General features: G+C 72.7%; 12 protein-coding genes. 5 read left to right on the plus strand and 7 right to left on the minus strand.

Annotated features, from left to right (window positions below; genetic code table 11):
* Positions 1-339: 339 nt before the first annotated feature.
* Entirely contained in the window at positions 340-1983 is a 1644-nt protein-coding gene (locus JK361_RS35610; RefSeq protein ID WP_201826360.1) for a M4 family metallopeptidase, read from the minus strand.
* A 1024-nt stretch (positions 1984-3007) separates the two neighbouring features.
* Between JK361_RS35610 and JK361_RS35615 the strand changes: the two genes are divergently transcribed.
* Complete coding sequence (locus JK361_RS35615; protein WP_201826362.1) at positions 3008-4141, plus strand: DUF6183 family protein; 1134 nt, start codon at positions 3008-3010, stop codon at positions 4139-4141.
* A gap of 457 nt (positions 4142-4598) precedes the next feature.
* Entirely contained in the window at positions 4599-5144 is a 546-nt protein-coding gene (locus JK361_RS35620; RefSeq protein ID WP_201826363.1) for a hypothetical protein, read from the plus strand.
* A gap of 378 nt (positions 5145-5522) precedes the next feature.
* On the opposite strand, the gene JK361_RS35625 is transcribed toward JK361_RS35620, so the two are convergent.
* Positions 5523-6110 (minus strand): class I SAM-dependent methyltransferase, encoded by a 588-nt coding sequence (locus JK361_RS35625; RefSeq protein ID WP_236054203.1) that lies wholly within the window; start codon positions 6108-6110, stop codon positions 5523-5525.
* Between the two features lie 595 nt (positions 6111-6705).
* Between JK361_RS35625 and JK361_RS35630 the strand changes: the two genes are divergently transcribed.
* Positions 6706-7746, plus strand: a complete 1041-nt coding sequence (locus JK361_RS35630) for a vWA domain-containing protein (RefSeq protein ID WP_201826367.1) — start codon at positions 6706-6708, stop codon at positions 7744-7746.
* Between the two features lie 370 nt (positions 7747-8116).
* On the opposite strand, the gene JK361_RS35635 is transcribed toward JK361_RS35630, so the two are convergent.
* Both JK361_RS35635 and JK361_RS35640 read right to left on the minus strand, forming a co-directional pair.
* The gene (locus JK361_RS35635; RefSeq protein ID WP_201826369.1) at positions 8117-9082 is read right to left on the minus strand and encodes an SMI1/KNR4 family protein; all 966 of its coding nucleotides are present in this window, start codon (positions 9080-9082) and stop codon (positions 8117-8119) included.
* 306 nt (positions 9083-9388) lie between these two features.
* A complete protein-coding gene (locus tag JK361_RS35640; protein ID WP_201826371.1) occupies positions 9389-10060 on the minus strand; it encodes a DUF4097 family beta strand repeat-containing protein in 672 nt (223 codons plus the stop codon).
* Between the two features lie 414 nt (positions 10061-10474).
* Here JK361_RS35640 and JK361_RS35645 point away from each other — a divergent pair, with 414 nt between their 5' ends.
* Positions 10475-11668 carry a carboxylate-amine ligase gene (locus tag JK361_RS35645; RefSeq protein ID WP_307787405.1) on the plus strand — a complete coding sequence of 398 codons (1194 nt, stop codon included), beginning with the start codon at positions 10475-10477 and terminating at the stop codon, positions 11666-11668.
* Positions 11669-11983: 315 nt separating this feature from the next.
* On the opposite strand, the gene JK361_RS35650 is transcribed toward JK361_RS35645, so the two are convergent.
* From JK361_RS35650 to JK361_RS35660, 3 genes are all read right to left on the minus strand, one after another.
* Positions 11984-12865: a GNAT family N-acetyltransferase gene (locus JK361_RS35650; RefSeq protein WP_201826373.1), complete on the minus strand. Its 882-nt coding sequence runs from the start codon at positions 12863-12865 to the stop codon at positions 11984-11986.
* A 204-nt stretch (positions 12866-13069) separates the two neighbouring features.
* A complete protein-coding gene (locus tag JK361_RS35655; protein ID WP_372448773.1) occupies positions 13070-13543 on the minus strand; it encodes a VOC family protein in 474 nt (157 codons plus the stop codon).
* A gap of 210 nt (positions 13544-13753) precedes the next feature.
* Complete coding sequence (locus JK361_RS35660) at positions 13754-14335, minus strand: dihydrofolate reductase family protein (protein WP_201826375.1); 582 nt, start codon at positions 14333-14335, stop codon at positions 13754-13756.
* Between the two features lie 113 nt (positions 14336-14448).
* Here JK361_RS35660 and JK361_RS35665 point away from each other — a divergent pair, with 113 nt between their 5' ends.
* Positions 14449-15126 (plus strand): TetR/AcrR family transcriptional regulator, encoded by a 678-nt coding sequence (locus tag JK361_RS35665; protein ID WP_201826480.1) that lies wholly within the window; start codon positions 14449-14451, stop codon positions 15124-15126.
* Positions 15127-15150 lie beyond the last annotated feature (24 nt).

Here is a 15150-nt window from a genome sequence, read left to right on the forward strand (position 1 = left end):
GAACCCCCACCCAAAACCCGCCCCCACCCCGGCACCCACCCCCCGCTCGGCCCCTCACCCACCCCCGAAGCAGGCCGGCCACCCCCGCTCGACCCTCCTCACCCACCCCCGAAGCAGGCCGGCCGCCCCCGGCCGTAGACCACCCGCCCCCGGCGCAGGCCCCCGGGCGTAGACCACCCACTCCCGGCGCAGGCCCCCGGGCGCAGGCCGGCCGCCCGGGGAACCGCTACGGTGCGCCGCGGAACGTCGCCGCACGCCGCGAAGGCCGTACCGGGACGCAGACGGGTCGGGGCGGCACCCGTGGGTTTCGGGTGCCGCCCCTGGTGGTGGGTGCGGGTGTCAGCTGACGTTGACCGCGGTCCAGGCCGCGGCGACCGTCTTGGCCTCGGTGCTGTCCGCGCCGTACAGGTCCGTGGCCGCCTTCAGGGTGCCTTCGCGGGCCGCCTTGTAGTCGGTCTTGGAGGTGAAGTACGTGGTCAGCGCCTTGTACCAGATCTGCAGGGCCTTGTCGCGGCCGATGCCGGTGACCTTGGAGCCGTCCTGGGTGGGCGAGTCGTAGCTGACGTCGTTGATCTTCTTCGCTCCGCTGCCCTCGGCGAGGAGGTAGAAGAAGTGGTTGGCGACGCCGGAGGAGTTGTGCACGTCCTTGTTGCCGACGTCCGCCGACCAGTAGTCGGCGGAGCCGCCGTCCTTGCTGGGCTTGTCCATGTAGCGCAGCGGGGTGCCGTCGCCGTTGATGTCGATCTTCTCGCCGATGAGGTAGTCGCCGACGTCGGTGGAGTTGTTCGCGTAGAACTCCACGCCGGTGCCGAAGATGTCGCTGGTGGCCTCGTTCAGGCCGCCGGACTCGCCGGAGTACTCCAGGCCCGCGGTGTTGGAGGTGACGCCGTGGCTCATCTCGTGGCCGGCGACGTCCAGTGAGGTGAGCGGGGCGGCGTCGCCCGTGCCGTCGCCGTAGGTCATGCAGAAGCAGCTGTCGTCCCAGAAGGCGTTCACGTAGGCGTTTCCGTAGTGGACGCGGGAGTAGGCGCCGACGCCGTCGTTCTTGATGCCGCTGCGGTTGAAGGTCTTCTTGTAGAAGTCCCAGGTCTCCTGGGCTCCGTAGGAGGCGTCGGCGGCGGCGGTGGCCGCGTTGGAGGCCTTGCCGTCGCCCCAGGTGTCGCTGTCCTGGGTGTACAGCTTGCCGGTGCCGTCCGAGCCGTGCTCGAGGTTGTAGGTCTTGTGGCCGCCGCGCGTGCCGTCGGTGAGGGTGTACGACGATCCGGACTGGGTGCTGGTCAGGTCCACCTTGCCGCTGTACTGGGTGTTGCCGACGCCGGTCTCGATGCCCTGGTACTGGAAGAGCTTCCTGCCGGTGGCGGCGTCGGTGACGACGTGCAGCCGGTTCGGGGTGCCGTCGTCCTGGAGGCCGCCGACGACGGTCTCGTAGGCGAGGACGGGCTTGCCGTCGCCGGCCCAGATCACCTTGCGGGCGCCGTCCGCGGCGGTCTTGGCGGAGCCGAGGGTTCTGGCGGCGGACACCGCCTGCCGCTCGGCCTCGGCGGCGGTGACCCGCGGCGTGAGCGAGGCCACCTCGATGGCGGACGTGCTCGCCTTGGTGACGCCCTGGGTCTTGCCGGCCCTGGTGTGGACGATCAGGTCGCCGCCGAGCACGGGCAGGCCCGCGTAGGTGCGCTCGTAGCGGGTGTGGAGCGTGCCGTCGGTGTCCTTGACGACGTCCTTGACGACCAGCTTCTCCTGCGCGCCGAGACCTATTCGCCGCGCGGTCTCGGCGGCGCCGGCCTGGGCCTTGTGGACCAGGGTGGTGCGGGCAGCGGCGGACAGCGTGGTCGGGGCCGCCGCGAGCGGCTTCGCGGCTGCGGGTCCGGCCGCGATCTGTGCGGATGCACTGGTGGTCAGACCGGTGCAGAGGAGGGCTCCTGCGGCCACTGCGGTGGCGATGGCCAACGTGGTGCGCTTGTGGCGCACGTTGAGGAGGCTCACGGAAATAGCTCCTTGCTGTGGGGGGTTTGTCGCCCGGCCGGTATGGGGCCGGCCGGGACTGCCGGGACATGAAGTCCTGCTCGTACAGCGGGTGAACAGACACTTAACACTTATGGCGTGTACATGTCACGCACTTGCGGGTGATGCGGGTCGGGAACCGGCCGACCACTCTCACCAGGGAAAACGGCATGCGGACACCGTCGCCGTGCATCTGCGGAACCGGCAGTGGCCGGTTCCGCATGAGACAGCCGGGACCGCCCTGCCCGACATGTGCGGCCGCGGGGCGGCACAGGGGCGGACTTCGGCGTGTTCCCGTCCGCGGTCCGCGGTCCGCGTTCGGGGGCTCCCGCCTGCGACGGGCGGCCCGCAGGGCCGGCGGCTCGCAGGGCCGGCGGCTCGCAGGGCCGGCGGCTCGCCGGTGAAGGCCGTGTGCCCGTCCTCGGCCGGGTTCCGCCGGCGCGGTCTCAGGTGCCGGGGGCGCTCCCGCGGCCCGCGGCGCCCCGCGCGTCACCGGCGACGGCGGTGCCGTCGCCCGGCGCGCACCGGGAACCGGCAGCGGGCCGGCGGTGGTCAGACCTGTCTGGCACGTCCCTGCCGGAACAGCCGGAGCCGAACGGGTACGGGCAGGCCGAAGCAGGCGCGGTGCATGAACTCTCCATGAGCTGTGGGGGGTTGGAGATGCACGCACGAGAAAACCCCAACCGCGGCCCCGCGCGCCACGGGCGTGGATCAGATACGACAACTCCCCCACGTCTCCTCCACCGCGTACTCACCCGCCACCACAGGCTCTTCAGCCGGGCAGCAGAGTGCGTGGACAGCCGGCCGTCGGCCTGGGACGGCGCCAAAGGGCCACCACCGGGGGGCCGTAGCCGGGGGTGTCGGGCTGCCGTCGGGCTGCCAGGGGGGTGGGCTGCGGGGGTGAGGGGCGGGTGCGGCTTCGACCGGGGTCTCCTCGCACCGGGAGGTTCCTGCCTTCTACGCTCGCAGGTGATCGCGGAGTTCGGCTCACGGGGGAAGGCGGCACATGGCGGGCGTGGACACGGTGGGAGGGGACGGAGCCGAGCGGTACTCCTGGAGCACCGTCGAGGCGTGGGCGAAGGGCGGGCAGGCGGAGCGGATCGGCGCGGCCGGTGCGGCGCTCGCCGCAGAGGCCCGGCAGATCGAGGAGCGGCTGCGGGCACTGCATCGTGATCTGACGTTCATGCAGCGGGTCTTGGCGCTCACTCCGGGGCGGGCGTTCCTTCAGCGGCTCGTGGCCCTGAGCGGTCAGGTGCGGTACTCGGGTGCGAGCGACGAGTGTCTGCTGGCGTCGCTGATCGCGGAGGCGCAGTGTCTCGACGACGCGTTGTACGTCCTGTGGCACCCGGACGCTGAAGAGCACCATGAGCTACGGGCCTGTCTCTTCCACGAGTTGCTCCTGCGCGGGGCGGAGCCCGGCAGGCTGGTTCCCGCCATGGCCCGGCGCCCCGATTTCCGTCCGGGGCACTGGAGCGGCCTGTCCTGGCTGCCGGACCGGCTCACGCAGATGGAAGGGCCGGATCTGGACAAGTGGTTGCCGAGCCGTCGCTACGCGAGCGGCGCCAGCGGGAGCGTCCCGGCGATGAAGTCGCCGACGCCTGTCGATGCGGCCGCACGCCGGGCCGGCAGGACCCGCCGGGTCCGGGAGGCCACGCCCGCGCATCTGGCCGACCTGATCCGCAGGCCGGCCCAGGACGGCAGGTGGTGCGATCACGAGGCCCGGGTCTTCGTCCTGGACGAGCCCGTCGCCGTGGAGGAACTGCCGCAGGTGGTGACCGCGTTGCCGATGGACTGCCTGCGCGGACTGGGCGGGCGGGACCGGTTCGAGGGCGAGGTGTGCACGCTCGACTCGGTCTGGCTGACGCTGTTCATGACCGCCTCGACCGGAGGAGTCGGCAGCGCCGGTGTCCATGGTGCCTGGGGGCGTTTCAGCGCGTGGCTCGCCCTTTCGGGGCTGTGCGGGGCCGAGTACCCCGAGGCGAGCGCTCTCGAGGTCGAGGAGGCGGCCCGGGCCTGCCGCTGGTACCGGTTCGAGGCCGACACCGCATGGTTCCGCAACGACATGAACGACTACGGCATCGTCGCCCTCTCCCCCGACGGCCGCCGTATCGCCGTACTCGCCGCGACCGACACCGACTGAACCCGGCCGGCCTGGTCACGCCGTCCGGGAGGCCGTCGTCACCGCGCCGCAGTGCGACGACGGCGTTCGCCGGCGGGTCGCCGCAGCGCCGGCGGCCGTGCGGTTCAGGCGGTGGCCGCGCGCGGGCCCCCGCCCGGGCGGGGGCCGATGAGGACGCGGGACAGCAGGCGCGGGCCGGCCGGGGCCAGGGGTCCGAGACCCGGCCGCCACGTGCCGCGAGCGGCCGGTTCCGGGGGGATCGGGGTGGGGTGTCGCCTGACGGTGCGCCGAGGGTCATGGCCGGCGCGTGGTCGCCGGATGCGGGCCGCTCCCCGCCGGGGCAGTGGCCATGGCCGGCGCGTGGTCGCCGGATGCGGGTCGCTCCCCGCCGGGGCAGTGGGCCGCTCGCACATTCCGCGTGGGGACTCGCAGGTGTCTTTGACGGGCGGGCGGGCCGTCGCTGGGTGAAGCTGAAGGCGTGAGTACCAGGAACGAGCGTCCGGCAAGTGCTGAGCAGATCCGCGCGGCGCTGGCCGCTCTGGCGGTGGAGCCGGCGGCGGAGCCCGAGAAGCGACCCGAGGGGTCCGGGGACGGACACCGCCTGCGCCTGCTGGGCAGTCTGCTGGCGAAAACGGAGCTCGAGATCACCGCCGCGACCCGGCTGACCGAGGAAGGGGAGGTCGAGGACGTCCTGGAGACGTTGCTCGGCTGGCGGGAACAGCTGGGAGCGGAACCCGGCATCGAGATCAACGTGGTGACGAACAGGCTGCAGCGCACCGCACTCCAGGTCTCCGAACCCGAGGCGGAGGAACTGCCGCCCGGCCGGGAGGCCGCTTTCGCCGCGGTCATGACAGCGGTGTACGCGCTCGGCGCGCAGCTGCACGCGGAGCGCGGCGACACGGAGGGGACCCGGCACGCGCTGAGCGGGGCGGAGGAAGCCCTCATCGACATCCTTCAGGGCATGCACGACCTGCGCGTGGCCATCGGTGACGCGCCCGGCCCGCAGGACGAGACCGACGGCTGACCCGTAGGGCGCCTGCCCGCTGGACACCTGCCGCGCAAGAGCGGCACAGGCGCAGAGGGCGCTGAGCCGGATGGTGGAGCCGTGTCACCGGATGGTGGGCATCGTGTCATGTGGCCGCCGGGGTGAGGGTGGGGCCGGACAGTCGGGCCGGTGGTCCGGGTCGATCTGCTGGTGCCGGTCACCGGCTTAGGTCAGGCCCCCCGTTTTTCCTGCTGTCGGCCGCACGGGTGCGGCCGGCAGCGGGTCCGGTTGCGTCGTGGCAGCGGGGTGGGCGAGCCGGTGGGCGGCGGTGGCGCCTTGGCCCCCGGGCTCACGGTCTGCCGTCAACGTCCTTGTGGTGGTGGCGGGTTGTCCGTGTTCAGGGGCGGTGCGAGATGCTCAGGTCGTCTTGACGGCGTGCAGCAGGGTGACGCCGAGCCACGGTCCGCTGTACCAGTAGCCGGGGCCGAGTGTGCGCAGGGTGCCCTGGCCGATGTGTGCGGCGTACTTCCTGGCCATGGGCCAGAAGTCGGCGACGAGGAGCTGTCCGCCCGGGCGGAGCACCCGCATGGCCTCGTCCACGGCGCGGTATCGCGCCTGGGGCGAGGGGATGTTGTGGATCGCCAGTGCGCTCGTCACGACGTCGAAGGAGCCGTCCGCGAACGGCAGCGCGGTCATGTCGGCCGTGTGCACCGCCACCCGGTCGGCGACCCCGGCCGCGGCGGCGTTGGCGAGCGTGGCCTGGGGCCGGTTGCCGCTCTGGTCCTCTCCCGACCACAGGTCCACGCCCACGGCGCGTCCCGCCGGCAGCCGTCTGGCCGCCTCGATCAGCACCGCGCCGCGGCCGCAGCCCAGGTCCAGCAGCCGCTCGTCGCCCCGCAGGTCGGCCTGGTCCAGCTCCCTCTCCCAGATGCGCAGCTTGCCGCGCAGTGTGGTGTGCAGGTAGATGCCGGTGCCGGCGAGCAGTACCGCCCCCGCGGCCGTCATCGCGTTCCGTCTGGGCCGCCACCGGCCGGCGGCCAGGCAGCAGGCCGTGCCGGCGGCGCCGAGTACCGCCGGGAACGCTGGGGCGTCAACGCCGTACCGCGGCCGGCGAGGGCGCGGCAGTGGGGAGTCATCCCGGTTCTTGGACATACCCGGCAGTGTTCCAGCTCGGCTGCCGGGCGTCTTGCGGGGCGGTTTCCCCGTGGCCGGTGTCGTCGGCCCTCGCGCCCGCCGGGCCGCGGGCCGCGGGGCCGGGTCCGCACTGGTATTCGGGGGGCGTGGCCCGGGTGACGTCGTCGACCGCGGGCCACGGTGCAGCCGCGTCCGCCGTGGGGGTGCCGCCGGCAGCGCGGCTTGTGCTCCGGCTGCGGTGCCGGCGGCCGATGCACTTCGGCCGGATCCGCATCCCTCGGCGGGCGCTGTCCTCGTCCTGCGCGCCGGCTCGGGCGGTGCCGGCTCGGGCGGTGCCGGCTCTCGTGCCGTGTCCCGCCGGTGTGCCGGGCCGGGTGGGTGCGTCGTCGGGGGCCGGGGAGCCAGGTCGATTGTCAGTGGTGCGTGAGAGGTTGGGAGCATCGAGTCGCCACGAGGGGGAGCTGCCATGTCGGGGAGCCAGAACTACATCAACCACGTCGCTCTTGTGCTGGATGCCAGTTCGTCCATGTCGCACCTGAGCCGCAAGGTCGTCGAAGTCGCCGACCAGCAGATCGCGTATCTCGCCCGCCGCTCGCAGGAGCTGGACCAGGAGACCCGGGTCACGGTGTATGTCTTCGCGGACCAGGTGGAGTGCGTCATCTATGACAAGGACGTGCTGCGGATGCCGTCGCTGAAGCAGCTGTACCGGGTCGGGGGGATGACGGCTCTGCTGGCGGCGGCACTGAAGTCGCAGCGGGAGCTGGCGCAGACGGCGCAGCTGTACGGCGACCACAGCTTCTTGACGTTCGTCCTGACCGACGGGCAGGAGAACGCAAGTCATCACTGCCCGGACGCCCCTTCCCGTGCTCCGCGTGAACTGGTCGCGGCAGTGGCCGAGATGATCGCCACTCAGGACGCCAACTGGACGCTGGCGGTGCTGGTGCCGGACCAGATGGGCAAGCGCGAGGCCATGCAGTGCGGTTTCCCGCAGGACAACATCGCCATCTGGGACGCCACGAGCACCCAGGGTCTGGAGGAGGCCGGGCAGGTCATCCAGCAGGCCACCGAGAAGTTCATGGTGGGCCGTACCAAGGGCATCCGGGGATCGCGGGCGGTGTTCTCCACGGGTGCGGAGGCGGTCAACAAGGACACCATCAAGGCGGCCGGCCTCACCCCGGCGGATCCGTCGCAGTACCAGCTGATCACGGTGGCGCGGGACGCGGCGATCCGGGACTGGGTCGTCGAGTCCGGGCACACCTACCGGACGGGGGGTGCGTTCTACCAGCTGAGCAAGTCGGAGAAGATCCAGGCGCGCAAGCAGATAGCGGTGCTGGAGAAGAAGACGGACCGGGTGTACACGGGGCCCGAGGCCCGGACGCTGCTCGGTCTGCCGGACGCGGAGGTCCGCGTCAAGCCGGACCACAACGACGACTTCACGATCTTCGTGCAGAGCACCAGTGTGAACCGCAAGCTCGTGGCGAACACGCGGCTGCTGCTCATGCTCTGACGGCGCCCGGCCCGCTCCGCCCGGCACGGCGCCGGGCCCGCTCCGCCTCGCACGGCGCAGGGCTTGCCCGTGCGGGGCGGGGCGGCCCCTTCAGTGGGCCTTTCGGTGGTCGGGGGGGTGCCGGGTGTCCTGTCCCGCACGCCGGTGGGCGCGTTGTGTCCGCTAGGTCGCGTGGGCGGGGCCCGTGGTGACGGGGGGTGTGAACACCGTCGGGGTGATGACCAGCGCGGTGGCGAGGATGCGCGGCTCGGCGATGCGCATGAGGAGTTCCCCCCGGTGTGACGGGCGGGTGCGGGGGTCTGGGGGCTGCGGGTGGGGGGGAGGGGGCGTGTGGCGGCAGGGGGCCGGCTTTGGGTCGTCCTTCGGCTTCTCAGCGGGCCAGTGGTCTCCAGCCCTCGTCCGAGGCGCCGGCCGGGCGCCACGTCAGCACCCCGCGGGCCAGTCCCGGCTCCGGGGGCCCGGCAAGCGAGGGCACGTCCAGGGTGTCCGCGATCTCTTCCAGATAGGTGGTCAGGGAGTCGTGGACGGGGTGACGGTCGCCGAACCGGTCCCAGTGGCACAGCCTGCCGGTGTCCATGTCCAGGTACAGGCCCGAGGTGGTGTCGTGGGCGTTGAACGAGCACACGGGGATCCAGGACGGTCTCCACAGGTCCTCGTTGCCGAAGCCGAGCTGCATCCGCTGGATCCTGAGGGACTCCCCCACCGTCATCAGGGCCCGGTTGTGCGGCAGGAACTCCGCGCCGTGTTTGTCCACCACGCCGGCGCACCGCCGCCACAGCGCCTTGAGATCCGCCCGCAGCCGCACGCCGAACGCCTGCTCGGCGCTGGTGATCTCCTCCTCGCCCGCTGCGGGCAGCAGTGTGCGATGCGAGCGGGGTGCGTGCTCGGCCAGCCACCCGACGATGCGCTCCCACGCCTCGGTCACCTGCCGTGCCGCGATTTCCTCGGCCGCAGGGTCCCGCACCGTGACCGCACCCGGCCCCGACTCCGGGTCCGCCTCGGCTTCTTCGGGCAGCGCGATGCCGGGCACGTCGTAGTCGAAGGCGACCGGTCGTTCAACGGCCCTGATGGTGTCGATGCGTACGGTCCCCTCCGGCAGGGCCGGTGGTCCGAAGGTGTAGGCGACCTCCAGCAACGGCCCGCGGCCGCCCTGCGCCACGGCGATCCGCAGGTGATAGAGCGACGGCATCGGGCCTTGCTCGCCCAGGCGGGGGTCGGCCTCCAGCAGTGCGCGCAGACGCTCCACGGCCTCGGGCGCGCCCTGCACGTGCTGCGCCCCGTCCTGCCACGCACCCTGCGCCGGCTCCACCACGACCGGCGCCGCTTCGTCGCTCACAAGTCCCCGACTTTCCTCGGCCGATGGGCAACCGACTGTAGTACGGCCGGCGCGCCGCACCTTCGGCCACCCTCCCGCGCGAGAGGGGACCCGGGCGCCCGGGCGGTGCGCCAAGCCGGCCGGTGACGGGTGTTCCGGCGTGGAGCCACCAGGCCGACGCGAGGTGGAGTGCGGCGAGGAGACCGGCGCTGCCGGCCGTGCCCTTGGTGCGCTGCTGCACACCGATCGCGGCGTCGCCGGTCCGGGCCGGGCCGGCGACGGCGAGAACGGGGGGCCGGCTCGTCGCCGCCGGCGAGGGGTGCCTCCTCACAGGCTGCGGGCGCTGATGTCGCCGTAGGCGGTGGTCGCGTGGATGTCCAGGGCGGCGCCGGCGCCGGCGGTGTTCTCGAGCGCGTTGTGGATCCGGCCGTAGGCGGTGCCGGCGTCCAGGCGGGCAAGGACTCCGCGGGCGACGCCGACGGAGATCTCGCCGTGCCCGGTGTGCAGGGTGAGTGTGCCGCGCGCGGCCTCGGTGATGGTCAGGTCGCCCTTGTGGGTGCTGATCTCGGCGCTCCCGCCCAGCCGGCCGACCGAGACGTCGCCGGCCTGGAGGGTCAGGCGGGCGCTCGCGGCCTCGTCGAGTGCGACCGTGGCCTGCGCGCCCTCGAAGGCGACGTCGCCGAGCCGTCCCACGCCGCGGAACTCGGCGGCGCCGGCCTTCGCCTCGACGCGGGAGCCGGCGGGCAGCTGGATGGTCACCTCCACGGATCCGGAGTGGCCGAGGAGCCGGTTCTTGGCCGCCGGGGCCTCGACCCTCAGCACCCCGTCGCCGTAGACGACCTCGACCAGCTCGGCCGCCTTCACGTCGCGGCTGCTGGAGGCGTCCGCGGGGAGGATCTCGACGGTGGTGTCGGCACGGTCGGCGGCGATGAACCGGATGTGTCCCGCGGGGATGTCGAGGACGGCGGAAACCGGGGCGGGGGTGGCGAACTTCTGCATCGTGCGCTCCTTCGTCTGCGTCGGGCACTCCATCGGCCCGTCGTTTCTTGCATTGGAAACGCTACGTTGCGTTCAAGGATTGAGCAACAGCATTGTTGCACTCCATCGTTATCTTTGCAGGTAGAGCCCTTTAAATCGTTGCAACATGCTTGCTATTAACGCAACGCGACTCCGTCCGGTTCGTTGCAATAGGTGTGGGGGAAATGCTATGCCCTCGGGGTTCGGGGCACGGGCCGCCGGCGGCGGGAGGGACCGGCTCCCCGCCCCGTACGCGCCGCCCCCGTACGCGCCGTCCCGGTTCCCGCACCGCGCCGGACGCCACCTCGAAGTGGACTGCGGGGAAGGGGAGTCCGGCTCATGTCTGGCTCACCCTCGACGGTCTGCGGCACGGCGGTCTGTGCCACGATGACGGGCGTGTCCAGTGCAGAGCGGCACCACAGGGTCCCGCCGGATCCCGGTTCGTGCGCGGCCGGTGCCGCGTCAGGGGCGGGACGAGGCGGCAGCGCGCTGACCGTGGGCGCCGAGGAGGAATACCTGCTGGTCGACCCGGTCACCCGGGAGTTGCGGCCCGAGGCACAGAAGGTGGTGGCCGAGGCCGCCACGGAACTCGGCGACCGGGTCACCACGGAGATCACCTGCTACCAGGTCGAGGCACGCACCGATCCCCACACCAGCCTGGCCCGGTTCGCCGAGCAGGTCCGTTCCATGCGGGCCGCCGTGGCACGGGCCGCCGCGCGCCACGGACTCGGTGTCATCTCCAGCGGCACACCGGTGCTCAGGCAGCCGCTCCCGCCGCCGATGACCGACGGCCCCCGGTACGCCAGGAGCGTGGCCATGTTCGGCGCCCTGGACGACGAGCAGAGCATCTGCGCCTGCCACCTGCACGTCGGCGTCCCGGACACCGACCAGGCACTCCAGGTCAGCAACCATCTGCGCAGCCGGCTTCCGGTGCTGATCGCGCTCGCGGCCAACTCGCCGTTCTGGCAGGGGCGGGACACCGGATACGCCAGCTGGCGCACGCTGGCCTGGGCCCGCTGGCCCGCCGCGGGTCCGCCACCGTACTTCGAGTCGCGGGCGCACTTCGACGCTCTCGTCGCCGACCTCACCGCGACCGGCACCATCATGGACCGCGGCGGGCTGTACTGGGACATCCGGCCGTCCCACCATGTGCCCACCCTGGAGATCAGGGCCCTGGACGCCGCCGCCACCACGCAGGACACCGTCGTGCTGGCCGCGATCGTCAGGGCCCTGGTCGCCACCGCCCTGTCGGACATCGAGGCCGGCAAAGCCGCCTTCCGGCCGCCCGCGCCGATCCTGCGCAGTGCCTGCTGGCGCGCTGCCCGCGACGGCCTGGCCGGTGAATCCCTCGATCTGCGCGGCCGCCGGCTGCTTCCGGCGGCCGCGCTGGTGGAGCAGTTGCTGACGGAGCTGCGTCCCGCCCTGCTACGGCACGGAGACCTGGCGACCGTCGACGCGGGCTGGGCGCGCCTGCGTGCCCTGGGCAACGGCGCCGACCGTCAGCGCGCCGTGCACCGCACCCACCGCGGCCTCACCCCCGTGGTCGACCACCTGACACGCGCCATGACCGCGGCCGGGGAACTCACCTGACCGGTAGCGGCAGGCCACGCAGCGGGCACCGCCGCCGGCCAGGCGGTGCCCACCCGGCCCACGGCCCACCCGGCCCGGCGGGCCCGGCGGGCCCGCCGGACGGACGATCCCCGCCCCCGCCCCGCTGGACGGTCCCTGCTCCGGCCGTTGGACGGCAGTCCCGCCCCGGCCCGTCGGAGGGGCGGGGTCTGCGGGCCGTCGAACGGGTAGGCCTTCCCGCGCCGTTGGGTGGGCAGCATCTCCCGTGGCCGGTGAACGGGCGTGTCTTTGCCGGCCGTTGGGACGGGGCGGTGCTCTGCGGGAGCAGGCGGTGGCCTACAGGGCGAGCTGGTACTCGTGGGCCGTGTGGGTCGGCAGGTAGCCGAGTTCGTCGTTGACGCGCCGCATGTGGGGGTTGTTGTCGGCGGTGTCGGTCAGCAGGCCGCCGAGGCGGGGGTGGCGTTCGCGGGCCTGGACGATCGAGGCGGCCTTCATCCAGCGGGCGAGTCCGCGGCCGCGGTGCTCGGGCAGCACCGCGGTGCCGTAGTGCTGGGCGTCGCCCGTTCCGCCCGCGGGGACCACGAGTTCGGTGAAACCGGCGATGGAGCCGTCCGACCGGTCGACGGCCGCCACGGTGTGGAGGACGTCCCCGCGTGCGGCGACGGCGGCGGCCGCCGCACGCACCCGGTCCAGGTCCCACACCACCGTGCCGTAGTCGACGGCGCCCATCGGCATGTCGTCCATGGCGCGGCGCGAGGCCACGAAGGTGTCGGCGAGTTCGTCGGGGACCGTCCCGTCCCACGCCGCCAGCTCGTACCCGGCGTGCGGGGTCCGGGCGAGGGCGGTGAGTGCGGGGTGGTCCGCCGTGGCCAGGGGCAGCCGGGCGTAGGTCAGGGCCAGTGCGGCCCGAAAGCCCCGGGCGGTGAGAAAGGCGGCTCCGGGAGAACCGGTCTCGGCCTGGGTGACGACGCTGCTGCGGCCGTCCTGGCGGGCGGCGGCGACGGCCGCGTCGAGCAGGAGGGAGCCTGCCTGCCGGCGCCGTGCGGCCAGCTGGACCTCGATGTCCAGCTCGGCGAGGTGGCGCTGGCCGTGCTTGGTGAACAGGTGCAGGCAGGCGTGTCCGAGGGGGCTGCCGTCGGGGTCGCAGGCCTGCCAGGCCAGGCGGCGGCCGGAGGAGGTCTCTTCGGGGGCGGTCGGGGCCGTGATGCGGATGGTCAAGCCGTCTCCGGTGTGAGAAGGAGTGCGAAGGTGGGAGTGGTTCTGCGCCGGGGCCGTCACAGGAGCCTGGACGGGGTGGGAGTGGCTCTGCGCCGGGGCCGTCACGAGACCCTCATGGCGGACTCCTCGGTGTGCGCAGGCCGCTCGGACTCGTCGGCCTGCCCCGGCTCCTCCGCCTGCCCCGTGTGCGTGGGGCTCCTCGGCCTACCCGGCGTGCTCGGCCTGCCCGGTGTGCTCGGTGTGCGCGGGCTCGTCGGGGGTGGTCCATTCGACGAGCTGGACGACGATCCGGTTCGGGTCGGTCAGCTGCAACAGCCGCTCCCCCCAGGGCTCTTCGCGCAGCGGCATGGTGATCGGGGCGCCGCTCTCGCGCAGGCGCCGCTCCTCGGCCTCGATATCGGTGACGGTGAGCGCGAAGATCAGGCCGGCGGCCTGCTGGTCGCGCTGCTCGGGCGGGAGCACCTCGATGCCGCGGCGCAGCAGCACGACGTCCGCGGCGGCGTCATCCCCGCGGGTCAGGGACGCGAAGCCGTCGGCGGCCATGGCGACCCGGTAACCGAGGTGGGCGCAGAAGAACTCACGCGAGGCGTCCACGTCGGCGACGGTGAGGGACAGCGTGGAGGTGGTGACGTTCAGGGTGTCTCCAGACGGATTCGGCCGTGACCAGTTCGTCGTCACTGGTCCGGGCGGGACAGGTCGGGGTGTGGCGGCTGGAAGTGCGACTGGTCCGGGCGGGAAAGGCCCGGTCGTGGCCGGTGCGGACGTGGCTGGTCCGGGCGGGGCAGGTCGGGGCGCGGCGGTAAGGGGTGTTGGCGGGCAAGGGGTGTCGGTGGGGCCGGGCGGGGCGTCGCGGGCGGGGGCGCCGGGCCGGTGCGGCCCTACGCGGCTCTACTCGGCCTTCGCGTAGGTGAGGACGAGGTTGCCGCCCTCGAACGCCTGACTGTCCGTGAGCCGGAAGGTGCGCGGGGAGAAGCCGGCGCGGAAGAGGGGGATGCCGCTGCCGGCCACGACCGGGTACTGCTTGACGATCAGTTCGTCGATCTCGGGGAGCAGTTGGCCGGCCAGGTCAGCGCCGCCGCAGAGCCAGATCCCGAGCCCGTCCTCCTGCTTGAGCCTGCGGACCAGGGCGACCGGGTCCTCGGCGGTGACCTCGACGGCCGGGTCCGGGCTGGTGGTGAGCGAGCGGGAGAGCACGATCTGCCGCAGGTGGGCGTAGGGGCTGGTGACACCGACGGCCAGGCCCGGATCGTAGGTGGCGCGGCCCATCACCACCGTGTCGAAACGGGTGTTGGGCGCGTCCGTGACGCCGAGGGCGGCGCGGCCCGGGGTGGGAAGGGTGTCCGCGTACTCGGCGACCAGGTGCGGGACGTAGTCCTCGGTGACGTGCGCCATGAGGAAGTCGAAGTCGCCGTCGGGAGCGGCGATGAAGCCGTCGATGGTGATGCCGATGAAGTAGGTGAGCTTGCGCATCGAGTTCCGTTCAATCGGGATAACTTTGCTACGGACGTAACTTTATGCAGAGGCGATGTGATCGGTCAAGCATATTTTTACGACGGGGGTAAGATTGCTCCATGACTACCGAGATGGGGCTTCGTGAGGCCAAGAAGCAGGAGACCAGGCAGCTGATCTCCGACTGCGCGACCAGGCTCTTCATCGAGCAGGGCTTCGAGCAGACCACCATCGCCGAGATCGCGGCCGCGGCCCGCGTGGCCAAGAAGACGGTGACCAACTACTTCGCCCGCAAGGAGGACTTGGCCCTCGACCACCACGAGGTGTTCACCCAGGGCCTGGCCCGGGCCGTCGCCGAGCGCGAGCCGGGCGAGGAGCCGCTCACCGCCCTGGGACGGGCCTTTCGCACCGCCCTGCTGGAACACGACCCCGTGGTCGGCTTCACCGGCCCCGCCTTCGCCCGCATGGTCGCCGACAGCCCCACCCTCGCCGCCCGGCTGCGCGAACTGCACGACCGCCGCGAGGAAGCACTCGCCGCGGCCCTGACCGCCGCCATCGCCACCCCCGCCACCGACGCATCCGGCACCGCCGACCCCGACGGCCCCGCCACCGCCGACCCGGCCATCGCGCCCCGTGCCGCCGCCGCCCTGATCTGCGCCGCGGACCGCCTGCTGTTCCGGCGCATCCAGGAACTGACCCTGGCCGGCCGCACCGACGACCAGATCGAGGCCACGCTGATCCCGGAAGCCGACCATCTGCGCGCCCTGCTCGGCGCCGCCCTGGGCCACCCCTTCACCGCCGCCCCCTCATAACCCCACGACAGCTCCCGCCCCCGT

The organism is Streptomyces musisoli (assembly GCF_016741855.1).
Lineage (GTDB): Bacteria > Actinomycetota > Actinomycetes > Streptomycetales > Streptomycetaceae > Streptomyces > Streptomyces musisoli.